This is a genomic window from Gryllotalpicola koreensis (assembly GCF_039538185.1).
Taxonomy (GTDB): Bacteria; Actinomycetota; Actinomycetes; order Actinomycetales; family Microbacteriaceae; genus Gryllotalpicola; species Gryllotalpicola koreensis.
Window position 1 is genome coordinate 517,342 of the sequence record NZ_BAABBW010000005.1, and the last position, 25,760, is coordinate 543,101.

General features: G+C 70.0%; 20 protein-coding genes. 8 read left to right on the forward strand and 12 right to left on the reverse strand.

Going from position 1 to position 25,760, the window contains the following annotated elements:
* Positions 1-89 precede the first annotated feature (89 nt).
* The gene (hrpA, locus tag ABD708_RS16990) at positions 90-4,019 is read left to right on the forward strand and encodes an ATP-dependent RNA helicase HrpA (protein WP_344756652.1); all 3,930 of its coding nucleotides are present in this window, start codon (positions 90-92) and stop codon (positions 4,017-4,019) included.
* Between the two features lie 78 nt (positions 4,020-4,097).
* Entirely contained in the window at positions 4,098-6,770 is a 2,673-nt protein-coding gene (locus ABD708_RS16995; RefSeq protein WP_425553316.1) for a phosphoenolpyruvate carboxylase, read from the forward strand.
* Positions 6,771-6,792: 22 nt separating this feature from the next.
* On the opposite strand, the gene ABD708_RS17000 is transcribed toward ABD708_RS16995, so the two are convergent.
* The 4 genes from ABD708_RS17000 to ABD708_RS17015 form a co-directional block, all read right to left on the reverse strand.
* Entirely contained in the window at positions 6,793-7,476 is a 684-nt protein-coding gene (locus tag ABD708_RS17000) for a hypothetical protein (RefSeq protein ID WP_344756654.1), read from the reverse strand.
* Positions 7,477-7,618: 142 nt separating this feature from the next.
* Positions 7,619-8,506: a sulfurtransferase gene (locus ABD708_RS17005; protein WP_344756656.1), complete on the reverse strand. Its 888-nt coding sequence runs from the start codon at positions 8,504-8,506 to the stop codon at positions 7,619-7,621.
* A gap of 71 nt (positions 8,507-8,577) precedes the next feature.
* On the reverse strand, positions 8,578-9,561 hold the full coding sequence (locus ABD708_RS17010) for a ribonucleotide-diphosphate reductase subunit beta (RefSeq protein ID WP_344756658.1): 984 nt from the start codon (positions 9,559-9,561) through the stop codon (positions 8,578-8,580).
* A gap of 6 nt (positions 9,562-9,567) precedes the next feature.
* Entirely contained in the window at positions 9,568-12,045 is a 2,478-nt protein-coding gene (locus ABD708_RS17015) for a ribonucleoside-diphosphate reductase subunit alpha (protein ID WP_344756660.1), read from the reverse strand.
* Positions 12,046-12,288: 243 nt separating this feature from the next.
* Here ABD708_RS17015 and ABD708_RS17020 point away from each other — a divergent pair, with 243 nt between their 5' ends.
* Positions 12,289-13,518, forward strand: a complete 1,230-nt coding sequence (locus tag ABD708_RS17020) for an MFS transporter (protein WP_344756662.1) — start codon at positions 12,289-12,291, stop codon at positions 13,516-13,518.
* 156 nt (positions 13,519-13,674) lie between these two features.
* Here ABD708_RS17020 and ABD708_RS17025 read toward each other — a convergent pair whose 3' ends face one another.
* Positions 13,675-14,673: a type IV toxin-antitoxin system AbiEi family antitoxin domain-containing protein gene (locus ABD708_RS17025; protein WP_344756664.1), complete on the reverse strand. Its 999-nt coding sequence runs from the start codon at positions 14,671-14,673 to the stop codon at positions 13,675-13,677.
* 232 nt (positions 14,674-14,905) lie between these two features.
* The gene (locus tag ABD708_RS17030; protein WP_344756666.1) at positions 14,906-15,379 is read right to left on the reverse strand and encodes a MarR family winged helix-turn-helix transcriptional regulator; all 474 of its coding nucleotides are present in this window, start codon (positions 15,377-15,379) and stop codon (positions 14,906-14,908) included.
* Between the two features lie 47 nt (positions 15,380-15,426).
* Between ABD708_RS17030 and ABD708_RS17035 the strand changes: the two genes are divergently transcribed.
* Complete coding sequence (locus ABD708_RS17035) at positions 15,427-15,645, forward strand: hypothetical protein (RefSeq protein WP_344756668.1); 219 nt, start codon at positions 15,427-15,429, stop codon at positions 15,643-15,645.
* Between the two features lies 1 nt (position 15,646).
* Here the strand turns inward: ABD708_RS17035 and ABD708_RS17040 are convergent, their stop codons facing one another.
* A complete protein-coding gene (locus tag ABD708_RS17040; RefSeq protein ID WP_344756670.1) occupies positions 15,647-16,663 on the reverse strand; it encodes an aldo/keto reductase in 1,017 nt (338 codons plus the stop codon).
* A gap of 57 nt (positions 16,664-16,720) precedes the next feature.
* Between ABD708_RS17040 and ABD708_RS17045 the strand changes: the two genes are divergently transcribed.
* On the forward strand, positions 16,721-17,893 hold the full coding sequence (locus ABD708_RS17045) for an acyl-CoA dehydrogenase family protein (RefSeq protein WP_344756672.1): 1,173 nt from the start codon (positions 16,721-16,723) through the stop codon (positions 17,891-17,893).
* On the opposite strand, the gene ABD708_RS17050 is transcribed toward ABD708_RS17045, so the two are convergent.
* From ABD708_RS17050 to ABD708_RS17060, 3 genes are read right to left on the reverse strand one after another with little or no spacing between them, the layout of a single operon-like run.
* Positions 17,890-18,267 carry an RNA-binding S4 domain-containing protein gene (locus ABD708_RS17050; protein WP_344756673.1) on the reverse strand — a complete coding sequence of 126 codons (378 nt, stop codon included), beginning with the start codon at positions 18,265-18,267 and terminating at the stop codon, positions 17,890-17,892. The genes ABD708_RS17045 and ABD708_RS17050 overlap by 4 nt on opposite strands.
* Positions 18,257-19,177, reverse strand: a complete 921-nt coding sequence (locus ABD708_RS17055; protein WP_344756675.1) for a ribokinase — start codon at positions 19,175-19,177, stop codon at positions 18,257-18,259. Before ABD708_RS17055 ends, ABD708_RS17050 begins: the two co-directional genes overlap by 11 nt.
* A complete protein-coding gene (locus ABD708_RS17060; protein WP_344756677.1) occupies positions 19,170-20,519 on the reverse strand; it encodes an FUSC family protein in 1,350 nt (449 codons plus the stop codon). Before ABD708_RS17060 ends, ABD708_RS17055 begins: the two co-directional genes overlap by 8 nt.
* 127 nt (positions 20,520-20,646) lie before the next feature.
* On the opposite strand from ABD708_RS17060, the gene ABD708_RS17065 reads away from it, so the two are divergent.
* The gene (locus ABD708_RS17065; RefSeq protein WP_344756679.1) at positions 20,647-21,090 is read left to right on the forward strand and encodes a MarR family winged helix-turn-helix transcriptional regulator; all 444 of its coding nucleotides are present in this window, start codon (positions 20,647-20,649) and stop codon (positions 21,088-21,090) included.
* Positions 21,090-22,343 (forward strand): alpha-amylase family glycosyl hydrolase, encoded by a 1,254-nt coding sequence (locus ABD708_RS17070; protein ID WP_344756681.1) that lies wholly within the window; start codon positions 21,090-21,092, stop codon positions 22,341-22,343. Before ABD708_RS17065 ends, ABD708_RS17070 begins: the two co-directional genes overlap by 1 nt.
* Positions 22,344-22,374: 31 nt before the next feature.
* Here ABD708_RS17070 and ABD708_RS17075 read toward each other — a convergent pair whose 3' ends face one another.
* On the reverse strand, positions 22,375-22,851 hold the full coding sequence (locus tag ABD708_RS17075; RefSeq protein ID WP_344756683.1) for a GyrI-like domain-containing protein: 477 nt from the start codon (positions 22,849-22,851) through the stop codon (positions 22,375-22,377).
* A 35-nt stretch (positions 22,852-22,886) separates the two neighbouring features.
* On the opposite strand from ABD708_RS17075, the gene ABD708_RS17080 reads away from it, so the two are divergent.
* Positions 22,887-25,487 (forward strand): MGH1-like glycoside hydrolase domain-containing protein, encoded by a 2,601-nt coding sequence (locus ABD708_RS17080; protein WP_344756685.1) that lies wholly within the window; start codon positions 22,887-22,889, stop codon positions 25,485-25,487.
* On the opposite strand, the gene ABD708_RS17085 is transcribed toward ABD708_RS17080, so the two are convergent.
* Entirely contained in the window at positions 25,484-25,753 is a 270-nt protein-coding gene (locus ABD708_RS17085) for a hypothetical protein (RefSeq protein WP_344756687.1), read from the reverse strand. The genes ABD708_RS17080 and ABD708_RS17085 overlap by 4 nt on opposite strands.
* Between the last annotated feature and the right edge of the window lie 7 nt (positions 25,754-25,760).

The window sequence follows — 25,760 nt, forward strand, 5'->3', positions numbered from 1 at the left end:
AAATCCGTCAGAAGCTCCTCCCGAGCGTGCGTCTTGGGCGATTCGGCCGCCAGATGGCACGCGCACTCTCATGGGACACTAGAAGCGGCATGTCCGACACCGCCCCCGCACGCGAAATCCGCTTCCCCGCCGAGCTCCCGGTCAGCGCGAAGCGCGACGAGATCGCGGCGGCGATCCGCGACCACCAGGTGGTCATCGTCGCGGGCGAGACGGGCTCGGGCAAGACCACGCAGCTGCCGAAGATCGCCCTCAGCATCGGCCGCGAGCGCATCGGCCACACGCAGCCCCGCCGCCTCGCCGCCCGCACGATCGCCGAGCGCATCGCCGACGAGCTCGGCGAGAACGTCGGGCAGACCGTCGGCTACAAGGTCCGCTTCACCGATCAGGTGAGCAGCAGCACCCGCATCAAGCTGATGACCGACGGCATCCTGCTCAACGAGATGCACCGCGACCGCGACCTCGCCGCCTATGACACGATCATCATCGACGAGGCCCACGAGCGCAGCCTCAACATCGACTTCCTGCTCGGCTACCTCGCCCGCCTGCTGCCGCGCCGCCCCGATCTCAAGGTCATCATCACCTCGGCGACGATCGACCCCGAGTCGTTCGCGAGGCACTTCGCGGATGCCGCAGGCAACCCGGCCCCGATCATCGAGGTGTCGGGGCGGACGTACCCGGTCGAGGTGCGGTACCGGCCGCTCGTCGCGGAAGACGTCGAAGACGATGACGTGGATTCGGCCCCCGCGGTCGACCGGGACATGAATCAGGGCATCCTCGATGCCCTCGACGAACTCGCCCGTGAGAAACCCGGCGATGTGCTCGTGTTCTTCTCCGGCGAGAACGAGATCAGGGACGCAGCGGATGCCATCCGCGGCCACCTCACCCGTCAGGGCAAGGCCGAGCAGACCGAGGTGCTGCCCCTCTACGGCCGATTGAGCGCCGCCGAGCAGCATAAGGTCTTCGAGACCAGCACCCGCGCCGGCATCCGTCGCCGCATCGTGCTCGCCACCAACGTGGCCGAGACGAGCCTGACGGTGCCAGGCATCAAGTACGTGATCGACACCGGCACCGCGCGCATCTCGCGCTACTCGACGCGCGCGAAGGTGCAGCGGCTGCCGATCGAGGCGATCAGCCAGGCGTCGGCCACCCAGCGCTCCGGCCGCGCGGGGCGCACGAGCGACGGCATCGCGATTCGGCTGTACTCCGAGGACGACTTCAGCAAGCGCCCGGCGTTCACTGAGCCCGAGATCCTGCGCACGAACCTCGCCGCCGTCATCCTGCAGATGATCTCGCTCGGGCTCGGCGCGATCGAGAGCTTCCCCTTCCTCACCGAGCCCGACCCGCGCGGCGTGAAGGATGGCCTCGATCTGCTGGCCGAGCTGGGGGCGATCAGCGCGGTAGCGCATTCGCGGCCGAAGGACGCGAACAATGAGCGCAGCGCGTTGCAAGGAAGAGGCGCCGAGCTCAGGCTCACCAGAACGGGCCGCGAACTCGCCCGGCTACCGATCGACCCGCGCTTCGCGCGCATGGTGCTCGAGAGCCGCCGCCACGGCACGACCCGCGAGGTGATGGCGATCGTGGCGGGCCTCACGATCCAGGACCCGCGCGAGCGACCGGTCGAACGCCGCGGCACCGCCGACCAGCTGCATGCGCGCTTCGTCGACCCGACGAGCGACTTCCTCACCCTGCTGAACCTCTGGAACCACCTTGAAGAGAAACAGCGCGAGCTCAGCTCCAGCGCCTTCAGAAGACTCTGCAAAGCCGAGTTCCTGAACTACCTGCGCGTGCGCGAGTGGCAGGACGTCTACCGGCAGCTCAGGCGCGCGTTGCCGCCTGAGGGAACGGCCATTTCTGGCCGTTCCGGCGGCCATCGCGCCGAGGCTCGTCCCGAGCCTCGGGATCCGGGCGCATTGAGCGACGGCATCCACAAGTCCCTGCTCGCCGGCCTGCTGAGCCATATCGGTCTGCGCGATCTGCAGAAGAAGGACTACGCCGGCGCCCGCGGCACCCGATTCGTCGTCTTCCCCGGCTCGGCGCTCGCCAAGAAGCAGCCGCCGGCCCTGATGAGCGCCGAACTCGTCGAGACGAGCCGGCTGTTCGCGCGCGTGAACGCCGCGATCGACCCCGCGTGGGCCGAGCCGATCGCGGGCGACGCGCTGCTGAAGCGCACCTATTCAGAGCCCCACTGGGAGAAGAACCAGGGCGCCGCCGTCGCCTACGAGCGCGTCACGCTCTACGGCGTGCCGATCGTCGAGCGCCGCCGGGTGCAATTCGCGCGCATCGACCAGGCGTACGCCCGCACGTTGTTTCTGCGCCACGGACTCGTGGACGGAGAGTGGCCGGGCGAGCGCAAGGGCCAGCTGTTCGCGTTCGACCGCGCCAACCGCGCGCTGGTGAAGCGCATCGGCCAGCTCGAGGAGAAGACGCGCCGCCGCGACATCCTGGACGGCGACGAGGCGGTCTTCGCCTTCTATGACGAGCGCGTGCCGCGCGATGTCGTCGACACCCGCAGCTTCGAGGCATGGTGGCGCGAGGCACGCACCGCAGACCCCGATTTCCTGACGATGACCGAACGGATGCTTCTCGGCGACGACTCGCCCGAGGAGCTCGTCGACCAGAACGCCTTCCCGAGCATCTGGCAGCAGGGCGACCAGCGCTTCGCCCTGAGCTACCGCTTCGAGCCGGGCGCCGAGGACGACGGCGTGACCGTCACCGTCCCCCTGCCGCTGCTGGCGCGGCTCACCCCAGAGGGCTTCGACTGGCAGGTGCCGGGGCTGCGCGCCGAGCTCGTGGCGGCGATGATCCGCTCGCTGCCGAAGGCGCTGCGCCGCTCGGTGGTGCCGGCCGCCGACTGGGCGGCGAAGATCGTCACAGAGCTTCCATCAGAACCCGATGGCCGTGCCTTCACCGAGGTGGTGGCATCCGTCATCAAGAAGCTCACCTACGCCCCCGTCGACGCGGGCGACTTCGACCTCGAGCGCGTCCCCGCCCACCTGCGCCCGACCTTCGCGGTGATCGACCAGCGCGGCAAGCGGCTCGGCCGCTCGAAGGATCTCGCCGAGCTGCAGCGCCGCTTCGCGACGCGCGCTCGCGACTCGGTCGCCGCCGTCGCGGCCGCCACGGTTCCCAACGCGCTCGAGCGCGCCGAGGTGCCCGAGTGGGACATGCGCGAGCTGCCCCGCCAGGTCGACACGACCGTCGGCGGGCTCCAGAACACCGTGCGCGGCTACCCGGCCCTCGTCGATGAGCGCGGCAGGGTCGCCCTGCGCATCCTCGCGACCCCGGCCGACCAAGCCAGGCAGCACCCGCGCGGGGTGCGTCGGCTGCTGCTCACCGAGATCCCGTCCCCGGCGTCCTATGTGCAGGAGCACCTCACCGCGCCCGAGAAGCTCGCCCTCGCCACCGCGCCCTACGCCAGCACGCCTGCGCTGTTCGCCGACTGCCTCGCGGCGGTCGTCGACGAGGTGCTCGAGAACGACCAGACCGGCGGAATGGTCTTCGCGCAGGCCGACTACGAGCGTGTGCGCGACCGCGTCTCGGCCGTCGTCGTCGACGCGATGTTCGACACGGTCAAGCAGGTCGCCGCCGTGCTCGCGGCCGCGCGCACGGCCGAGAAGGCCCTCACCTCGACGAGCAGCCTCGCTCTGCTCGCGCCGCTCGCCGACGCGAAGCAGCAGCTCGCGAACCTCGTCTACCCCGGTTTCATCTCGGCGACGGGCCGCGCGCAGCTGCGCCACCTGCCGCGCTATCTGAACGGCATCGCCTGGCGTGTCGAGAAGCTGCCCGACAATCCGGGCCGCGACCGGGTGTGGATGACCGAGGTGCAGAGCGCCACGGCGAGATATACGGATGCCGGGGGCACGCTGCCCCTCGCCCCGGGCGCTCGCCCCGGCATCCGTCATGCCCGCTGGATGCTCGAGGAGCTGCGCATCAGCCTGTTCGCCCAGCCGCTCGGCACCGCCGAGAGCGTCTCGGTGCAGCGCATCGCCAAGGTCCTTGCCGAAGCGGCCGGGGCATAGCGAGCATTGCGCATACCGTAACGCGCACGAAACAGGCGAATTCGCTCCTCTCTACGCACGTCACCTAACCTGACTTCCGTGAGCGACTCCCAGCCCGTCACCGCATCGCTGTCCACTCGCCGCCGCGATTCCGTGCGCGCCGAGGTCGATGAGTCCCTTCGCGCCGACGTCCGCACCCTCGGCGGCCTGCTCGGCCAGGTGCTGAGCGCGAGCGACCCCGGCCTGCTCGACGACGTCGAGCGGCTGCGCTCGCTGACGATCACGGCGTACACCGATGACGACCAGCAGGCGTTCGAGCAGGCGGAAGGCCTCGTCGAGAGCTTCACCCCCGAGCGCGCCGAGCAGGTCGCGCGCGCGTTCACCGCCTACTTCCACCTCGTGAACCTCGCCGAGGAGCAGCACCGCATCCGCCGTCTGCGCGAGCGCGACGTGCCCGGCCGCGCCGAGACGCGCACCGACACCTTCGCGGGCGCGATCACGCAGCTCACCAACGAGGTCGGTGCGGAGGAGACCGCGCGCCGCGTCGCCGCGCTGCGCTTCCATCCCGTGCTCACCGCTCACCCGACCGAGGCGCGGCGCCCGGCGATCTCGGGCGCGATCCGCCGCATCGCCGAACTGCTCGCCGAGCGCGACGACCCGCGCCTCGGCTACGCCGCCGGGCTCGAGAACGAGCGCCGCCTGCTCGAGGAGATCGACACCCTGTGGCGCACCAGTCCGCTGCGCGCACAGAAGCCGACGCCGGTCGACGAGGTGCGCACGGCGATGAACGTGTTCGACACCTCACTGTTCCAGGTCGTGCCGCGGGTGTATCGCGCGCTCGACGACTGGCTGCTGGGCACGGATGCCGGAAAGGCGCCCGCTCGCGCCACCGCCTTCGTGCGCTACGGCTCCTGGATCGGCGCCGACCGCGACGGCAACCCCTTCGTCACGGCGAAGGTCACCCGTCAGGCTGCGGCGATCGCCAGCGAGCACGTGCTGCTCGGCTACGAGCACGCCGCCACGCGCATCGGCCGCACCCTCACGATCTCGGCCGAGGAGGCGCCGGCGTCGGCCGAGCTGCAAGACCTGTGGGCCCGACAGCGCGCTCTTGCCGGTTTCGCCGCCGACGAGCTCGAGCAGCGCTCGCACACCGAGCCGCACCGTCGCGCCCTGCTGTTCGTGACGCGCCGCATCGTCGCGACGCGCACCCGCGACGCCGACCTCTCCTATGCCGGCCCCGACGAGCTGCTCACCGAGCTGCGCATCATCCAGTCCTCGCTGCGCGCGGGCGGTGCGGAGCGGGCCGCCTCGGGCGAGCTGCAGCACCTCATCTGGCAGGTCGAGACCTTCGGCTTCCACCTCGCCGACCTCGAGGTGCGCCAGCACTCGAAGGTGCACCGCCAGGTGCTCGAGGAGCTGCGCTCGGGAACCACGCCCCGCTCCGAGCTCGCCGACGAGGTGCTCGAGGTCTTCCACACGATCTCCGCCCTGCAGAAGCGCTTCGGCCTCGACGCTGCTCGCCGCTACATCGTGTCGTTCACCCAGTCGGCCGAAGACCTCGCGAACGTCTACGAGCTCGCGAAGCGTGCCCTCGGCTCGGCCGAGGCGGCGCCCGTGCTCGATGTCATCCCGCTGTTCGAGACCTTCGCCGACCTGAACAACTCCGTCGACATCCTCGACGGACTGATCGCCCTCGAGCCCGTCACGGCGCGCCTCGCCGCGACCGGCCGCAAGCTCGAGGTGATGCTCGGCTACTCCGACTCGTCGAAGGACGTCGGCCCCGTCTCGGCGACGCTCGCCCTCTACGACGCGCAGAGCCGCATCGCCCAGTGGGCGAAGGCCAACGACATCGAGCTCACCCTCTTCCACGGCCGCGGCGGCGCGCTCGGCCGCGGCGGTGGCCCCGCCAACGAGGCCGTGCTCGCGCAGCCGCCGCACTCGGTCGAGGGCCGCTTCAAGATCACCGAGCAGGGCGAGGTCATCTTCGCCCAGTACGGCGACCAGACCATCGCCGCGCGCCACCTCGAGCAGATGGCTTCTGCGACGCTGCTGGCCGAGGCGCCGTCGAACCAGGAGCGCAACGAGAAGGCATCCGTCGCATACGCGTCGCTCGCGACCCGCCTCGACGAGACGAGCCGCGCGCGCTTCTTCGAGCTCGTGAAAGCCGATGGCTTCGCGCAGTGGTTCGGCCGCGTCACCCCGCAGGAGGAGGTCGGCCTGCTCGCCCTCGGCTCGCGCCCCGCCCGCCGCGGACTGTCGCTCGAGTCGCTCGAGGATCTGCGGGCGATCCCGTGGGTCTTCGCCTGGTCGCAGGCGCGCGTCAACCTGACCGGCTGGTTCGGCCTCGGCACGGCGCTCGCCTCGATCGGGGATGCAGAGCTGCTGCACCGTGCCTACACCGAGTGGCCGCTGTTCGGCACGATGATCGACAACGTCGAGATGTCACTCGCGAAGACCGATGAGCGCCTCGCTCGGCGCTACCTCGCGCTCGACGGCCGTCCCGATCTCGCCGAGCTCGTGCTGGAGGAGATGGCGCTCACGCGCGAGCAGGTGCTGCTCACCTCGCAGCACGAGACGCTGCTTGAGGGGCGCGCCGTGCTGCAGCGCGCTGTGCAACTGCGCTCGCCCTACGTCGACGCGCTGTCGCTGCTGCAGCTGCGGGCGCTGCGTGAGATCAGGGCGACCGGATCGACGGATGCCGAGGACCGGCCGCACCGCCTCATGCTGCTCGCCGTCAACGGAGTGGCCGCGGGCCTGCAGAACACCGGGTGAGCTGTGCTCGCGAGGGCGCAGCTCAGACGATGACGGATTCCCTCAGCGGGGTTTCCGCCACCGGCATCCGCACCGGCTCCTGCGCCTTCTTCGTCGACTCGAGCTCCTCGATCGCCGTGCGCAGCGTCGTGATCAGCCGGTCGTCGGCGTCCCAGACGCATGCCTCGGCGATGCCGCACGCGGCGACGCGCACGATCTCGAGGCCCGCGCGCTCCTGCCGGGCGACCGGGATGCTGGTGTTGAACTCGGCGTGCCGGGCGAGCCAATCGGCGGCACCCGGCGCCGACGCGAAGGCGGCCGCGGCACGGGCCTTCAGCTCGGGCACCTCGACGCCCGCGTCGTCCAACGAGCCGAGCGCGGCGCGCAAGCCGACCGCCAGGGCGTGCTGGCGGTGCATGCTCGAGACCGGCAGCGCAGAGATCGCGGCGCTCGCCGCGACCCTCATCATGCCGACGTTCGACGCGGTCAGGCCGATGACGCGGGGCACGTCGCCGAGCAGCTCCTGACGGCGGGTGTCGCTGACCAGGTCGTTGACGGCGCGCGCCAATGCGGCCAGGACGGGATCGGTGCAGGCGGGGTGATCGCTCCAGCGCTCCCCCGCGAGGTATGAGGCGAACTCCATGAAGCAGGCGCCGCGGCGCGGCGTACGGTGCCGCCCCGCGCCGAGCCGCGGAAGGTAGTCCGGTGTCGAAATGCGTGAACTCATTGCGACCTCGCTCGTGTCGATGGTCCTTAGATCATCACCCCGCGCGGCACGGTCGGCAAGGGGGTGTGCCGAGGTTTAGGCACTCCCTCGCGAGCACAGCTCGCTCGGCGTCCAGCGCGCGACGACCCACCGGGTTGTCGCGCTAAGCGCCGAACGCAACAGGAAGCTCCGGGTGGTTCGACCACTGGCTGAATGAGCCCGGGTACAGCGCCGGCTCGAACCCGGCGAGGGTCAGGGCGACGGCCTCGTGCGCCGCGGTGACGCCGCTTCCGCAGTAGGCGCCGACGGCTGAGGCATCCGTCACTCCCAGCTCCTCGAAGCGCGCCCGCAGCTCGCCCGGCGTCAGGAATCGGCCGTGCGCGTCGACGTTCGCCGTCGTCGGTGCGCTCACTGCGCCCGGGATGTGACCGGCACGCGGATCGATCGGCTCGGTCGCACCCGTGAAGCGCTCAGAGGCACGCGCGTCGAGCAGGACACCGGATGCCGCGAACGAGGCGACCTCGTCGAGGGCGATCACCGGCAGGGCTCCGTACTCGAGCGTGACCGTGCCCGGGATCGGCGGGTCGCCGAAGCCCGTTTCGAGGGGGTTGCCCGCGTCCTTCCAGGCCCGCAGGCTGCCGTCGAGCAGGCGCACGTCGGCGACGCCCGCGTAGCGCAGCAGCCACCACGCCCGGGCGCTGGACAGGTTCTTGAGGTCGTCGTAGACGACGACGGTGTCGCCAGGGTCGATCCCCCAGCTGCGCGCCGACTGCTGCAGCTCGTCGAGCCGCGGCAGCGGGTGGCGACCGTCCTCTGCGCGGCGCTCGGCGGGCGGCAGCGCGAGCTCGGTGTCGAGGTCGACATAGACCGCTCCGGGGATGTGGCCCAGCTCGAAGGCCTCGCGCCCGTCCGGCTTGTCGGCCGGGCGCCCCACGCCGCCCCAGCGCACGTCGAGCACGCGCACCGGGCCGCCGTCCGCATAGCGCCCGTCACGCAGCGCCGTCTCGAGCTCGTCGGCGTCGGTCAGGATCGGGAAGTCGATGTCAGGCATGGCTCCAACGCTACGAGCCGGGGGCCTTGCGCACACCCGGCTCGTAGCATCCGTTCATCGTTCAGCTCGACTCAGCTCGACGCCTTCGCGTTCGACTCGTACGAGGTGTTGGTCGATTCGAAGAAGTTCACCAGCTCGAGGGTGTCGTTCGCGGTGGCCATCCACTTCGCGGGGTTCGACACCTTGTACTCGGGCTCGAAGCCGAGCTCCTCGAGGCGGCGGTCGGCGAGGTACTTGACGTACTGGTTGATGTAGTTCGCGTTGAGACCGAGGATGCCGCCGGGCAGCAGGTCGTTGTTGTACTGCTCCTCCATCTCGACCGCGTCGAGGATCATCTGCTTGATCTCGTTCGCGAACTCCGGCGTCTGCAGGTCGGGGTTCTCATCGAGCACCGTGAGGATCAGGTTCATGCCGAACTTCAGGTGCAGCGACTCGTCGCGCACGATCCAGTCGACGAGCGAGCCGAAGTTGCGCAGCAGGTTCCGCTGGCGGAACGAGAGCGCCACCATGAAGCCCGAGTAGAACCAGATGCCCTCGAGGATGATGTTGTATGCGACGAGGTTGCGGATGAAGTCCTGCTTGCCCGCGGTCGTCGTGATGTCGAGCGTCTCCTCGGTCATCCGCCGGATGAAGTTGACCTCGAACTCCTCCTTCTTGGCCATCGACGGGATGTCGACGTGGGCGTTGTAGGCCTCGTCGCGGTCGATGGGGAAGGTCTCGAGCACGTACTCGAACGACATGCAGTGGTTGGCCTCTTCCCACATCTGCTTCGCGAGATAGAGGTGTGCCTCAGGGGCGTTCACGTACGGGTACACGCCGAAGGCCAACGCCTTGTTGACGAGCAGCTCGTTCGGGTTGAAGTACGAGATCAGGAACGTGACCGCGTGCCGCTCCTCGTCGGTCATCTTCTTGAAGTCGGCGAGGTCTTCACCCAGCTGGATCTCGTTCGGGAACCAGGTGTTGGCCACCGCCTGGTCGTAGAGGTCCATCGCCCACTTGTAGGTGATCGGCTTGAGGAGCAGGCCGTCCTTGACGCCCGTGCCGAGGATTCCCATCGGTGATTACTTGCCTTCCGTGTGTGAGGAGAGTCCGCCGAAGCCGCGGCGCGCGGGCGCGCCGGCGGTCGCGGGCTCGGCGGCAGGAGCAGAAGCGGGGGATGCCGGACCCGAAGCGGCCCCGAAGCCCTTGCGCGCCCCGCCGAGCTCCTCGCTCTTGTTGACGCGCACGGTCGACTGCTCGGCCTGGTGACGCGGCTTCATGTGCAGGTAGTACGTCGTCTTCACGCCGCGCTTCCACGCCTCGGAGTAGATGTCGACCATCTCGGAGACGTCGCGCGTCTCGAGGTACATGTTGCGGCTGATCGCCTGGTCGATCCACTTCTGGGCGCGGGCCGCGACCTCGAGGAACGCGATCGGCGAGAGCTGGAAGCTCGTCTTGTAGACGCGCTTGATCTCGTCGGGGATCGCCGCGATGCCCTGGATGTCGCCCTGGCTGCGCAGCACCTGCTCGCGCACCTGCTCCCAGAGGCCCTTCTCCTGCAGGGCGGCGACCAGGTTGCGGTTGACCTCGAGGAACTTGCCGTTCGAGGTGGCCCGGCTGAAGATCTGCGAGAACTGCGGGTCGAAGCCGGGGGTCGTGCCGGCGACGAGGCCGATCGACGCGGTCGGTGCGACGGCCATCAGGGTCGCGTTGCGCACACCGCCCTTGACGCGCTCGCGCAGCGCGTCCCAGTCGAGGGTGCTGCGGCGGCTGACTTCGATCGGCACACCACGATCCTTCTCGGTCAGGGCGAGGGTGTCGAAGGGCACAAGGCCCTGACTCCACCGGGAGCCCTCGAAGTTCGGGTACGCGCCGCGCTCGGCGGCGAGGTCGACCGACTCCTCGATGGCGTAGTACGAGATGCGCTCGGCGACCTCGTCGATCAGGTCGTACGCCTGCTCGGAGTCGTAGGCGAGGCCGAGCTTCTCCACGACATCCGTGTACCCCATCATCCCCAGGCCGATGGCGCGGTTGTTGAGGTTCGCGTTGTCCGCCTCGGGCACCGATGACATGGTGATGTCGATCAGGTTGTCGAGCTGGCGCACGGCGAGGCGCACGGAGCGCTCGATGGATGCCCAGTCGAAGGTGCCGTCCTCGCGCAGGTGCCGCGGCAGGTTGATCGAGGCCAGGTTGCAGACCGCGATGTTGTCGATGTCCTGCGGCAGGCAGATCTCGGTGCACAGGTTCGAGAGGTGGATCGTGCCCGTGTTGTTGTTCAGGGCACGGTTGTTGATCGTGTCCTTCCAGGTGAGCCACGGGTGGGCCGTGGTCTGCAGGCTCATCAGGATGTCCTTGAACTGCTGGCGGGCAGGCAGCTTCTTGAACATGCGCAGCTTGCCGGCCTCGGCCTGCTCGATGTACTCGGCGTAGCGCGCGGAGAATGCCTTGCCGTAGAGCTCGTTGAGGTCGCCGACCTCGAGCGGGTCGAAGAGGTACCACGGCTCGTCGTTCTGCACGCGCTTCATGAACTCGTCGGAGATCCACACGGCGGTGTTCGCGGTGCGGGTGCGGCGGTAGGGGTCGCCCGAGTTCTGGCGCAGGTCGAGGAAGTCGGGGAAGTCGAGGTGCCAGTTCTCCATGTAGAAGGCAAGGGCGCCGAACTTCTTGCCGCCGCGGCTGACGGCGCGCAGCACCGAGTCGATCGTGTGCATGAACGGGATCGGGCCGGTCGAGACGGTGTTGTTCGAGCGGATCGGCGAGCCCTGCGAGCGCAGCTTGGTCACCGAGAGGCCGATGCCGCCGGTGCCCTTCGTGATCCACATGACGTCGCGCACGGACTTCGCGATGTGCTCGATGTCGTCGTGCATCTCCATCACGAAGCAGTTGGAGAGCTGCGGGAACTTGGTGCCCGCGTTCACGAGCGTCGAGCCCGCGGCGAGGTAGTCGAGGCGCGACATCGTCTCGTAGAACTCGAGCGCGATGGCGGTCGGGTCGGCCTCGTTGAGCGAGAGGCCCATCGCGATGCGCATCCAGAAGTACTGCGGCACCTCGAGCGGCTCGCCGTTGCGGGCCTTGATGCCGTAGCGGTTGTTGAGGGTGACCAGGCCGATGTAGCGCAGCAGTTGGTCGTTCGCCGGCTCGAGCGCGGCGGCGAGACGGTCGAGGTCGAAGAGCTGGGGGAACCGCGGGTCGAGCAGCTGCTCCTCGACGCCGCGCTCGACGTAGGCGCGGAACTGGTCGCGGTGCTTCTGCTTCAGCTCGGCATCCGTCGCGTAGTCCCCGAGCACGCGCTTGTAGATGGTCTTGAGCAGCAGGCGGGCCGCGACGGTGTCGAAGGCCGGGTCGTCCTTGACGTTCTGCAGCGCGACCTGGATGACCGCCTCGTCGAGCTGCTGCGTCGTGATGCCGTCGAACAGCGTGAGCTCGAGCTCGCTCGCGATCTGCGTCACCCAGGTGATGTTCTCGTCGAGCCCCTCCGCCGCCTTTTCGATGGCGAGGTTGATCTTGTTCGCGTCGTACGGCTCGCGCGTTCCATCACGCTTGACAACGGTGATTGCCACGGCTATTTCTCCTTCGTTCCCCGGTCAGATCGCTGCTCGTCCCCGCAACAGCTTGATCACTATATAGCGGGGGTGCTCGAGCCTCACGACACCACATCTAGTGGGCGTGTCATCCACAATCTGTGTATAACTTCGCCTTGTTTTCCACAGCTCAGGACAGGCTAGGCGCGACCTCCGACACTGGCGCAGCGGGCCGTTCCGGCACCCGTGATGTCGGTGGTCCCTCGATAGACTGGCTGAACTGTGAGCGCGTATTCGAGTGTCCTGAAGACGCCGGGCGTCGCCCGGATCATCGCCGCGCAGCTCACCGCCCGCTTCCCCTCCGGAATGCTCTCGCTCGGCATGCTGCTGCACATCGAGCAGGTGCACGCGAGCTACACCGCCGCGGGGCTCGTGCTCGCCGGGGGCGCCGCGGGCCAGGCCGTCGCGGGGCCGCTCACCAGCCGCCTGATGGGCCGCCTCGGCATCCGCCCCGTCCTCGCCGTCACGACGGCGGTGTGCGCCGCCGGCATCCTGCTCATCGCCTTCGTCACCATGCCGGTGCCGCTCACCGTGCTGGTCTCGTTCGTCGCGGGCCTCGCCACGCCGCCCGTGCAGCCGGCCGTGCGCACCATCTACCCCAAGCTCGTCACGAGTCAGCTGCTGACGCCGCTGTTCTCGCTCGACGCCTCTGCGCAAGAGATCATCTGGATCGCCGGGCCCGTCGTCGTCACCTTCGTCTCCACCCAGGTCTCGACCGTGCTCGGCCTCGTGCTGTGCGCGTTCTTCATGGTGTTCGGCGGCCTCTGGTTCCTGCTCTCGCCCGAGCTGGGCCGGGTGCGGATCCCTCGCTCGAAGCGCCGCTTCGGCGTGGTGCTCACCCGGCCGACCGTGCTGCTGTCGACGATCGTCGGCCTGCTGCTCATCGGCTCGTGCTCGGCGGTCGAGGCGGGCGTCGTCGCGAATTTCCAGGGGACGGGCACGGATGCCTCGGCGCACGGCTACCAGTCCGGGGTCGTGCTCGCGATCTGGTCACTGGGGTCTCTCATCGGCGGTTTCGCGTTCGGACATCTGCCGCTGTCGCCATGGGCACTCGCGCGGCGCATGTTCCTGATGTTCGCGGGCGTCGCGCTCGCGGCGGCCTGGCTCAACATCTGGTGGATGATCCCCGCCCTGCTGGTCTCCGGCGCGGGGATCGCGCCGGCGCTCGCGGCGATGTTCGCGATGACCTCGTCGTCGGTGAAGTTCAGCGACACGGCAGAGGCCTTCGGCTGGATCGGCACCGGCCAGCTCATCGGCGCCGGCATCGGCTCGGCGGTCGCCGGCGTCGTCATCGACGAGCACGGCGCGCAGGGGGCCTTCCTCGTCTCAGCGGCGGTCGCGCTGCTCGGCGTCATCGTGGCCGCGCTGGGGGTGCGGAAGCTGCCCGACCTGCGCGGCCGCGACTCGAGTCCGATCCCCGACACGGAGCCGATCGCCATCCAGCCGAGCTGAGCCGCGGCATCCGTCTCGCTCCCCTGCCTCACGGCGCCGCACCCGCACGCGCACACGCACCCGCATCGACTGCGCCCGTTGCGCGTCGAGGTGCGCCCGTTTGGCGCAAGCGCGCCCGGTACGGTGGCCACAATCGCGCCGTTTGGGAACCGTTCCTCAGATAAGCGGGCGGCGGACGATACGGATGCCGGCCCGCAACAGCTTCGGGCGCAGCAACGGCACCGGCTTACGCGCTTCCTCCCAGCCCCACCGCAGGAAGCCATTGCCCTCGCCGCGGAGGAAGTCCTCGCGAAACTTCTCCGCGACGAGGACCTGCCCGACATCCGTCCCGTTCCGATATCGCTCATCGAGGTACTTCATGACGCCGTCGAACTCTCCGATCGTCGGCGGCCGACGAGAGGTCCCCGGCCACTTGAAGTCCGCATCGTAGAAGCCGCCAGGGTGCGGATGCCGGACCTGCAGCTCCGGCAGTTCGAATCCGAGCTGGAAGATGTCAATGCGGCTGAGGGACTCCCCGACGCTGTCCGCACGGCCGTCGGCGAACTCGACCGCGGCGCGCGCTCTCGCGAGGCCGCGCGAACTGCCCGTGCGATCGAGCACCTCGCTCACGTCCTCCTTCGTCATGCGCAGCGCGTCGTTGGCACGCCGCGAGAGCGCGTGGTCGAGTGCGACCACAGCTGCGACGAAATCGCCGGACCGCGCCAGGTCGGCAATCGTGCGGGCGGGGGATGTCACATAGTGCTCACCCCACGGGACGATGTCATCGGCCTCGAACGCCGTGCGATGCACGACGATCCCTCGCTTGCTGCGCCGCGCTGAGCCTCGCGGCTCGAGGATCTCCACAAATGATGGCCACGCGGCGACGGTCGCGAGGTTCCAGATCGCGGCGGCGGATCGGCCAGCGAAGACAACCTGGCTCCGACGAGTCTCGGCCACCGCTGCCACGAGGTCGAGGTAGCGCGATCTGCGCTCGGCTGGCCGGTCGAAGCGGTCGACGAGAGCGAGCGGGACGGGCGCCGGGCGCCCGACCCCACGACGCAGCCGCTCGACGTCGCCCGCGCGAACACGTCGGGCGAACTCCTGATGCGAGAGCTCGGCGGCGGCATCACGCGACACGCGAATGATGCGGGAGAGGTCGGGCGTCGGGGCATCCATGCGATCCGTTGTAGGACCAGACGCCCCCGCAATCGGCCTTCTGTGCAGAACTCACGTGATCATCGCCCGTGGAGGGAGAGTCCCGCGCAACTGCTGCTGCGTCCGCCGCTGTGCGGGCGCGCCCGAATGGCCGGAAGCCGCGCCCGTTCGGCGCGAGTGCGCCCGATACGCCGGGCACATTCGCGCCGAACGGGCACCCTGGGCGAGGCGAGGCGAGGCGAGGCAGGGCGGGTCACGCGCGCGCCGGGGCGGACTCCACCGCGGCGATGAGGGCGTGCAGAGTGTCGCGCAGGGAGGCGAGCTCCGCGACGTCCATGTCGAGCAGTTTCATCACGGCGGGCGGCACCTCGAGGGCCTGCGCCCGCAGCGCCCTCCCGGACGGCGTGAGCTCGATCCGCAGTGCGCGGTCGTCCTCGGGGTCGCGGCCCCGACGCACATAGCCCAGCGCCTCGAGGCGCTTCAACAGGGGCGACAGCGTCGCCGGCTCGAGGCGCAGCGCCTCGCCGAGGGCGCGCACCGAGTGCGGGCCGCGCTCCCACAGGGCGAGCATCACGAGGTACTGCGGGTGCGTGAGCCCCATCGGCTCGAGCAGGGGCCGGTACATGCCGATCACGCTGCGCGACGCGACGGCCAGGGCGAAGCACACCTGGTTCTCGAGCGCGAGGAGGTCGTCGGGCGAGGTGGCGCGCGGTGCGGCATCCGTCATATGATCAGTGTACAAATAGTTAGTGCGCTAATGAAAGTAGGCACGCGGTGGCTGACCACAAGGGGTTCTGGGGCTTCTATCAGAAGGCGAACCGCATCGTGCGCACCTTCACGGGGCCCGCGCAGATCGGCGCCGGGCACCCCGAAGAACCCGAGATCAGGCGAGCGGATGCCGCGTGCCCGATCTGCGGGCAGCCGATGACGGCCCACACCGTGCTGCGCGCCGACGATCAGCGCGAGCCGACGCGGCTCGTGTGTCCTGCTTAGCTCACCACTTGTCGTGGATCACCGCACGGAAGCGGCGGTCGTAGATGTCGCGCACGCGCGCGTTGAACTCGGGCCCGAGTTCGGGCACGGATGCCGCGGCCGCATTGCTCAGCGCCTGGTCCGCGTTGCGTGCGCCGGGGATCACGGTCGAGACGCCGGCCTGCTGGGCGACCCACGCGAGCGCCGCCTTGGCGGGCGTGAGCAGGGCGTGGTTCTCGATCTTCCACTCCTCGCGCAGGCGGGCGACGGCGTCGGCGAACTCCTGCGCGGCGGCGACGCCGGTCTCGAAGTCGACACCGGAGAAGGTCTCGCCGACGTCGAAAGCCTCGCCGTGCCGGTTGAAGTTGCGGTGGTCGTTCTCGGGGAAGGTCGTGTCCTTCGTGTAGCGGCCCGTGAGCAGCCCCGAGGCGAGCGGGACGCGCGCGATGATGCCGACACCGGCGGCCTTGGCCGCGGGCAGCACCTCGTCGAGCGGCTTGAGGCGGAACGCGTTCAGGATGATCTGCACGGTGGCGACGTTCGGCCGGGCGATCGCGGTCAGGGCCTCGGCCGCGGTCTCGACGCTGACGCCGTAGTTCGCGATGACCTGCTCGGACACGAGCTGGTCGAGCGCGTCGAAGACCTCGTCGTTCGAGTACACGGGCGTCGGCGGGCAGTGCAGCTGCACGAGATCGATCGTGTCGACGCGCAGGTTCGACCGCGAGCGGTCGAGCCACTGCCGGAAGTTCGCGAGGGTGTAGTTCTCGGGCACCTGGTCGACGCGGCGGCCCATCTTGGTGGCGACCGTGATGCCGGCATCCGGATGCGCGGCCTTGAACCGCCCCACGATCGTCTCGCTGCGACCGTCGCCGTACACGTCGGCGGTGTCGAAGAAGGTGACGCCCGCCTCGGCGGACGCGTCGAGCACGGCCAGCGCATCCGCTTCGGTGACGGCTCCCCAGTCCGCGCCGAGCTGCCAGGTGCCGAGGCCGATGACGGAGACGCTGCGCCCCGTCCTTCCGAGCGTCCGTTGCTGCATGCCCTCCACTCTAAGTGGGTCGTCGTGCATGTCAGAGGGCTTGCATACGCTAGCGACATGGCCGAATCGATCCCGGGTGTGTCCGTTCTCTCCGATGAGCTGCTGGCAGGCATCCGTGCCCGTGCTGCCGGTTACGACCGCGATAACGGGTTCTTCGACGAGGACCTCGCTGAGCTGAAGGCGGCCGGGTATCTCACGGCGTTCGTGCCCGCCGGCTACGGCGGCCTCGGCATGACGCTCGCCGAGGTGGCACGCGAGCAGCAGCGCCTCGCGGGCGCCGCGCCGGCGACCGCCCTCGCCGTGAACATGCACCTCGTGTGGACGGGGGTCGCGAAGGTGCTGCGCGACCGCGGCGACGACTCGCTCGACTTCGTCCTGCGCGAGGCAGGGGCGGGCGAGGTGTTCGGCTTCGGCATCAGCGAGGCGGGCAACGACCTGGTGCTGTTCGGGTCGACGACGGATGCCGCGCCCGACGCCGACGGCGGCTATCGCTTCACCGGCACGAAGATCTTCACGTCCCTCTCCCCCGCCTGGACCCGGCTCGGGGTGACCGGGCTCGACTCCACCAGCGACGACGGGCCGCGAGTCGTCTACGGCTTCGTCGACCGCGCCGCGGTCGATGACGGCACGGTCGAGATCAAGGACGACTGGGACACGGTCGGCATGCGGGCCTCGCAGTCGCGCACCACCGTGCTGAAGGGCGCGCACGCGCCTGCCGACCGCATCGTGCGCCGGCTCGCACCCGGCCCGAACCCCGACAGCCTGGTGTTCGGCATCTTCGCGAACTTCGAGGTGCTGCTGGCCTCGGTCTACACGGGGATCGGGGCGCGGGCGCTCGAGCTCGCCGTGGAAACCGTGCAGAAGCGCACCTCGCTCAAGACCGGCCTGCCCTACGCGCAGGACCCCGACATCCGTTTCCGCCTCGCTTCGGCCGCCATCGCGCAGGACGGGCTGGCGCCGCAGATCCAGTCCGTGGCGAGCGACGTCGACAACCTCGTCAACCACGGCGGCCAGTGGTTCCCGAAGCTCGTCGGGGTGAAGATCCGCGCGACCGAGACGGCGCGCGAGGTGGTCGACGCGGCGATCCGTGTGTCGGGCGGCTCGTCGTATTTCAACTCCTCGGAGCTCGGGCGGCTCTACCGCGACGTGCTCGCGGGTATCTTCCACCCGTCCGACGACGAGTCGGCGCACAACACCGTCGCGAACGCTTTGCTCGGCCCCGTCGCCTAGCGCCGCTCGCCCCTGAGCTTCTCCAGCGCACGGCGGTCGCGCTTCGTCGGCCGGCCGGCGCCGCGCTCGCGCACGACCGGCGCGGCGCGCTCCTCCTTCGGCGGCAGCGCGGGAGTGCGGTCGTCGATCGCGGCGGCCGCCACGGCCGCGCTGACGCGCTTCGTCAGCAGCTGTTTCACGAAAACGATGTGCTCGCGGTCGGTCAGGGCGCGTACCTCATCGCCGACCTTGACCGGCTGCGCAGGCTTCGCGCGGTCGCCGTTCACCCGGATGTGCCCGGCCTTCGCGGCATCCGTCGCGGCCGAACGCGTCTTGTAGAGCCGCACCGACCACGCCCAGACGTCGACGCGCACGCTGGTGAGTTCAGCGGCCATCACGGAACTCGGCCAGCTCGGCGATCGTCGGGTAGGACGGCTGCGCGCCCCGGCGCGTGGTGCTGAAGGCGGCGACGACGGATGCCTCGGTCGCGGCGTCCGCCAGCGAGCGACCCTCGGCCAGCCTCACGGCGAGAGCCCCAGTGAAGGCATCGCCGGCCCCGGTGGTGTCGACCGGTTCGACGGCCGTCGGCTCGATCTCCGTGATGTCGTCGCCGTCGACCACGATGGCGCCCGCAGCGCCGCGGGTGACCACGATGCGCGCGATGCGATGCGGCTCGAGCGCCAGGCGCAGCGCCTCGGCCCCGGCGGGCCAGGCCGGTTCGATCGAGGCGTCGAGCAGCTGCTCGGCCTCGAGCTCATTGACGATCAAGACACCCACCGCGTCGAGCAGCTCGCCGGGAAGCGGCCGGTAGGGCGAGGGGTTGAGCACCACCGTCGCGCCGACCGACACCGCGCGGGACGCCGCGCGCAGCACCACGGGAAGCGGCACCTCGAGCGAGAGGCAGACGAGAGAGGCATCCGTATATGCCTCGATCGGAATGTCATCGGGCGTGATCGCGCCATTCGCACCGGGCACGAGGATGATCGAGTTCTCGCCTGCGTCATCGACCGGGATGATCGCCTGGCCGGTCGCCACCTCGGGCAGAACGCGCACGAACGAGACGTCGACGCCGGCGGCGGTGGCGTGCTCGCGCAGCATCCGCCCGTTCTCGTCGTCGCCGACGGCCCCGACGAGCCGAACCCTGCCGCCGAGGCGGGCCGCGGCGACCGCCTGGTTCGAGGCCTTCCCGCCGGGCAGCACCTCGACTTCTCGACCCGAGACGGTCTCACCGGGGGCGGGCAGGCGGTCGACACGGATGCCGAGGTCGGCGTTCAGCGCCCCGACCATGACGATGTGCTCAGTCACGCCTCAATGAAACCAAAACCTCGCGGAGGCCGCGCAGTTCGCCCCCGAGTTCGGCGCCGAGCTCGCGCGACGGGGCGGCGACGAAGCGCTCCAGACCGGCGCCGAGCGCAGCGGCGCGATCGACGAGGTCGGCGGTGCGGCGTGCGACCGCGACCCGGCCGAGGGTGACGATGCGCAGCGCATGGAAGGGCGGCGCGAGCTGCTCGACGCGGGCCGTCGCGACGCGCGCCTCCGCAGCGAGGGCGACGTATTCCTCGGCAGACCGGTCACCGGTCAGGACCGCACTGCCGAGGCTGAGCAGGTCGGCGGTGCGGCGGCGCACCACGTCGATCGACCGCACGGGCGCGATTAAGCAGCTCGCCGCGATCGCGATGAGGCCGCCGATCAGGATCGCGAGCAGCCGCTGCCCCAGCAGCCCGGTGCCGCCCTGGCCGAGGTAGTCGTACAGCAGCGCGAGTCCGCCCGTCATCGCGGCGGCCCACCACGCGTAGCTGACCGGGCGCAGCACGGCGCCGATTCCGAGGATGATGAACAGCACGACCAGCGCCGTCGAATCCCCTGGGGCGTACAGCGTGCCGAGCAGGGTCGCGACGACGGTGCCGACACCGGCGCCGATGAGGCGCTGGATGCCCTTGTAGACCACATCGCCCCGCCCGCGGTTCCCGCTGTTGACGAGGTAGGCGGTGAGCACCAGCCAGCCGAGGTGGTCGGGCAGAAGCCACCAGCCGAGCACGATCGCCGCCGCGAGGGAGAGGGCGAGGTGGAGGGACATTCGGGTGCTGGGGAGGAGCTTGCGTTCGGCGCCAGACCGCGAGCGGCGATTCTCGAACCTCGCGGGCACAGCCCGCTCGGGGGCCCGGCGCGCGGCGACCCACTGGGTCGCCGCTCCTAGCGCCGACCCCCATGCGACCGCGATCAGCGCGGCGAGCGCGCCCCACCACACCCCGCCCCCTGCGGCGAGCGCGGCGGCCGGCGTCACGAGCGCGGCGATGAACGGGAACGACCAGAGCGTACCGATCCGGGTCCAGGCCGGCCCGAAGCGACGCACCCACACCGCCGCGACGAGCGGCACCCCGATGAGGGCGAAGCCCAGTGCGGCATCCGTCTGCACCACGCGGCCGATCGCCGAGCCGAGCAGCGCGACCAGCGGGATCATCAGGAACCGCGCCGCCCACGTCGCCCAGCGCGGCAGGGGCTCGGGCTCGGCACGCCGCTCGGAAGAGCGGACGATCGACAGCGCGATGATCACGCCCGAGATGCACAGCTGGACGACGACCGGCTGGTGGCGCGCGACGTAGGCGATGGTCCAGAACGAGAGCAGGGCGGCGATGACGGATGCCACAGCGAGCCTCGCCCCTGTGCGCAGCCGACCGAGCGAGAGGCGCCTTAGTTCCCTAAGCATTCCTTCAATACCTCCCGTCATCGTGACCGCACTCTGTTGCCTGAATAGTACGTGTTAGCGTACTAATATGACTCCTTCGCCCGCACCCGAACTGCGCGAGATCGCGAGTCGGCTGCGCTTCGGCACGGTGCACCTCGGCCATCGGCTTCGCACCGAGCGAGGCCATGAGAGCGGCCTCTCGGGCAACAAGCTGCTCATACTGAGCCGCCTGCTGCGCGACGGGCCCAGCACGCCCGGCCGTATCTCGGCCGCCGAGCACGTGAGCCCGCAGGCCCTCACGCGTGTGTTCGCCGAGCTCGAGGCCGCGCAGCTGATCGCGCGTCACCCCGACCCCGATGACGCGCGCCAGTCGCTGCTCGAGGTGACGGAATCCGGTGCGGCAGCGGTCAGCTCGGACGCCGCTCGGCGTGACGCATGGCTCGCCGACGCGCTGGCGGAGCTGACCCCGGCGGAGCTCGCCGTACTCCGCCTCGCCGCCGAACTCATGACGCGCCTCGCGGAGTCGCCCTGATGGCCGCGCCGCCCTGGGTGCGCAGCGCCGTCTGGTGGCACATCTATCCGCTCGGCTTCGGCGGCGGCCTGCGCCGCATCGAGCGCTACCTCGACTACGCCCGTGAGCTCGGTGCGTCGGGCGTTGCCCTCGGCCCGGTGTTCGCGTCAGAGACCCACGGCTATGACACGGTCGACCATTTCCGCATCGATTCCCGACTCGGCCAGGACTCCGATTTCGACGCATTGATCGCGGCCGCGCACGAGCGCGGCCTGCGCATCGCCCTCGACGGCGTCTTCAATCACGTCGGCCGCTCGCACCCCCGCTTCCTGCAGGCCCTCGAAGACCCTGCCGTCGCGCGCGAGTGGTTCCAGCCGGTCGGCGACGACTTCTACGTCTGGGAGGGGCATCGGCAGCTCGTCACCCTGAACCACGACTCGCCCGCGGTCGCCGACTACGTCGCCGCGGTCATGACGCACTGGCTCGATCGGGGTGCCTCCGCCTGGCGACTGGACGCCGCGTACTCGGTGCCGCGCGCGTTCTGGGCGCGCGTGCTGCCCCGGGTGCGGGCGAGCCACCCCGAGGCGTACCTCTGGGGCGAGCAGATCGCCGGCGACTACGCGGGCCTCGTGCGCGATGGCGGCCTCGACTCCGTGACGCAGTACGAGCTGTGGAAGGCGATCGGCAGCAGCATCCACGACCACAATTTTTTCGAGCTCGCATGGAGCCTCAAGCGCCACCAGCAGCTCCTCGCCGACTTCGTGCCGTTCACCTTCCTCGGCAATCACGACGTCAGCCGGGTCGCGACACGCATCGGCGACTCGCGGCATCTCGCGCATGCCGTCGTCGTGCTGTTCACCGTGGCGGGCACGCCGGCGGTCTACTACGGCGACGAGCGCGGCCTGCTCGGCGTCAAGGAGGACCGCGTGGGCGGCGATGACGCCGTACGCCCGGCCTACCCCGACCGTCCCGACGAACTCGACCCCGCTGGCGCCGAGCTGTATCGGTTGCACCAGCGGCTCATCGGACTGCGGCGCAGGAACCCGTGGCTGCACGATGCCCGCACCGAACCGCTGAGCGTCGCGACGACGGCGCTCGCCTACGAGTCGCTCGGTGCGGCCGACGCCGCTCAGGGGGTCACCGTGCTCCTGAACCTCGCCGACTCCCCGGCGGAGCTGCCGACCGGCGGCCGCACGCGCCTGCTCGACGGGGCTGCCTCGTACGACGCCGAGCGTGCCTCCGTTCCGCCGCACGGCTGGGCCGTGCTCGGCTGACCCGCGCGCTGAGCGCCCCGCCCCGCTGCGCTCAGTCCACGTCGAAGGGGAGCTCGAGCTTCGTGACCCACTCGTCCTCGGGGTAGGGCCACGCCTTCACGTGCACCTCGCGCATGTAGCCGGCCGAATGCCCGCCGTGCTCGTGCACCCAGTCGAACAGCTCATTCCACGACTCGCGGATCGTTGCCATCGGCCCGTAGTGCATGCCGATCGCGACATGCTCCGCCCCGTCGAGCACGACCGGCGAGATCTCGCCGCCGATCTCGTCCTCGGCGGCGACGTAGCCGACCCACACCCGCTGGCTGTGCTCGCCGAACTCGCCGGTGACCCGCTCATACCAGGCGATCGCCCGCTCGGGGATCTCGATCTCGATGTCCGACAGCCGCTCACGCAGCTGGTCGAACAGCTTGTAGACGACGGGCGGCACCTCGTCGCGCGGGATCGGTGCCGGGCCGGAGGAGATCGCGTACACGTGCAGCGGATCGAGCCGCGCTTCCTCGATGTCCATGTCGCGCCCCTCTCCTGCGCATATCATCGGCAGCTATGGCCGCGGACGAGCGCTCACCCGAACACCAGCGTGTCGAAGCGGCGGATTCCGGGCAAGCCCCCTGGCGTGATTGGGGCCCATATGTCGCCGAGCGCGCGTGGGGAACCGTGCGCGAGGACTACAGCGCCGACGGCGACGCCTGGCGGTTCTTCCCCTACGAGCACGCCCGCAGCCGCGTCTACCGCTGGAACGAGGACGGCATGGCCGGCTTCTGCGATCTCGAGCAGACCTGGGTGCTCGCGCTCGCGCTGTGGAACGGGCAGGACGATCACCTCAAGGAGCGCATGTTCGGCCTGGGCGGGCCGGAGGGCAACCACGGCGAGGACGCCAAGGACTACTGGTGGTATCTCGACGGCACGCCGACGCATTCGTGGCAGCGCTGGCGGTACCACTACCCGCACGCAGCGTTCCCGTACGACGAGCTGCGCGCCGAGAACGCCCGCCGCGGCTCGCTCGACGCCGAGTACGAGCTCGCCGACACCGGCGTCTTCGACGACTCGCGCTACTGGATCGTCACCGCCGACTACGCCAAGGCCGGCCCGCACGATCTGCTGCTGCGCCTCACGGTCGAGAACGCCGGACCCGAGACCGCGACCATCGACGTGCTGCCCACGCTCTGGTTCCGCAACACCTGGAGCTGGGACGTGCCGGAGGGCGAGAAGCCCGAGATCACGGCGGGCGACGGCGCGCTGCGGGCCGGCCCGCTGACACTCAGCTATGAGAAGACGGATGCCGCGGCCGCGCTCTTCTGCGACAACGAGACCAACGCGGTGAAGCTCTTCGGGGAGGGCGCCGTGAATCGCTCGCCCTATCCCAAGGACGGCATCAACGACTTCGTGGTGAGCGGGGCCGAGACGGTGAACCCGGCGCAGACGGGCACGAAGGCATCCGTTCGCTATACGCTCACGGTCGCGCCTGGGGAGAAGCGGGTCATCAGGCTTCGGCTCCGCGAGGGCGCCATCGGGAACCCCTTCGGCGACTTCGACGATGTCATGCGCGCCCGCGAGGCCGAGGCCGACGCGTTCCACGAGAGCCTCGCGCCGGCCGGGCTCGACGACGACCGGAAGCGCGTGCTCAGGCAGGCGCTCGCGGGCCTCACCTGGTCGAAGCAGTTCTTCCACTACGACGTGCGCCGCTGGCTCACGGGCGACCCGGCCTACCCGCCGCCCCCGCCGGGCCGCGGCGCGATCCGCAACGGGGCGTGGCAGCACCTGGCCGCGAAGGACGTGATCCTCATGCCCGACGCGTGGGAATACCCGTGGTTCGCCGCCTGGGACCTCGCCTTCCACTGCGTCACCTACGCGCACGTCGACCCTGAGTTCGCGAAGGGCCAGCTGATCCTGCTGCTGCGCGAGTGGTACACGCACGCGAGCGGGCAGCTGCCCGCCTACGAGTGGGACTTCGGCGACGTGAACCCGCCGACGCAGGCGCGCGCGGCGCTCGAGGTGTTCCACCTCGATGGCGACCGCGACTTCACCTTCCTCGCCCGCGTCTTCCACAAGCTGCTCATGAACTTCACGTGGTGGACCAACACGAAGGACGCCGGGCAGGACGATCTCTTCGAGGGCGGCTTCATGGGCCTTGACAACATCGCGCCCGTGAACCGCTCGACGCTGCCGGCGGGCGAAGGCCGCATCGAGCAAGCCGACTCGACCGCGTGGATGGCCGTCTACGCCCTCGACCTGCTCGAGATGGCACTCACCCTCGCACACCACGATCGGGCCTACGAGGACGTGGCGGTCAAGTTCTTCGAGCACTTCACGCGGATCGCGGATGCCGCGAACGACGAGGGCCTGTGGAGCGAGGACGACGCCTTCTACTACGACGTGCTCACCCTGCCCGACGGGTCGAAGCACCCGCTCAGGGTGCGCTCGCTCGTGGGGCTCGTGCCGGTGACGGCGTCGCTGCCGCTGCAGGGCCTCGCCGACGGGCTGCCCGAGTTCCAGGCATCCGTTCGCGCATTTCTCCGGCGGCAGCCCGAAGCCGCCGAGAATCTGCACGCCCACCCACGCGGCGGCGGCACGACGCTGCTCGCCCTGGTCAGCCCGGAGCGGCTCACGCGCGTGCTGGCGCAGGTCTTCGACGAGCAGGGGATGCTGTCGCCGCACGGCATCCGCTCGATCTCGGCGTGGCATCGGGAGCACCCCTTCGAGGTGTCCGTCGGCGGGGTGCAGCAACTCGTCGACTACGAGCCGGGCGAGTCGACGAGCCACCTGTTCGGCGGCAACTCGAACTGGCGCGGGCCCGTGTGGTTCCCGCTCAACGTGCTCATCATCGACGCGCTGCGCGACTACGAGGCAAACCTCGGGGAATCGCACACGGTCGAGTACCCCGCGGGGTCGGGGCGCGCGCTCGGACTGGGCGCCATCGCCGACGACCTCGCCGAGCGGCTGATCACGCTGTTCACGCCGGCACCCGGGGGCGGGCCGCGGGCCTCGGATGCCCGCTACCCGCTGCTGTCGGCCGACCCGAGGTGGCGCGAGCAGCTGTTCTTCTACGAGTACTTCCACGGCGACACGGGCCAGGGTCTCGGCGCCTCGCACCAGACCGGCTGGACAGCCCTGGTCGCCCATCTGCTGCTGCGGAATCGCGCCTAGACCAGCAGCAGCGCGACGGCCGCCGCCGCGACACAGGCGGCGATCAGGGTGACCAGCCAGCGACGCTCGAGCACGACCGCCGCGATGACGGCCACGATCGAGAGCGCTCCGAAGACGATCGCCCCGACCGAGTGCAGCGCGGCGAAGCGCAGCGCCGACGGCAGCGTCTGGTTCGCGATCACCGCCTCGACCGCCTCGATGCCGAGGAACACGACCCCGACCGCGATCAGCAGGAACACCACGCGGCGCCGCCCAGGACTGTGCACGCGCCCA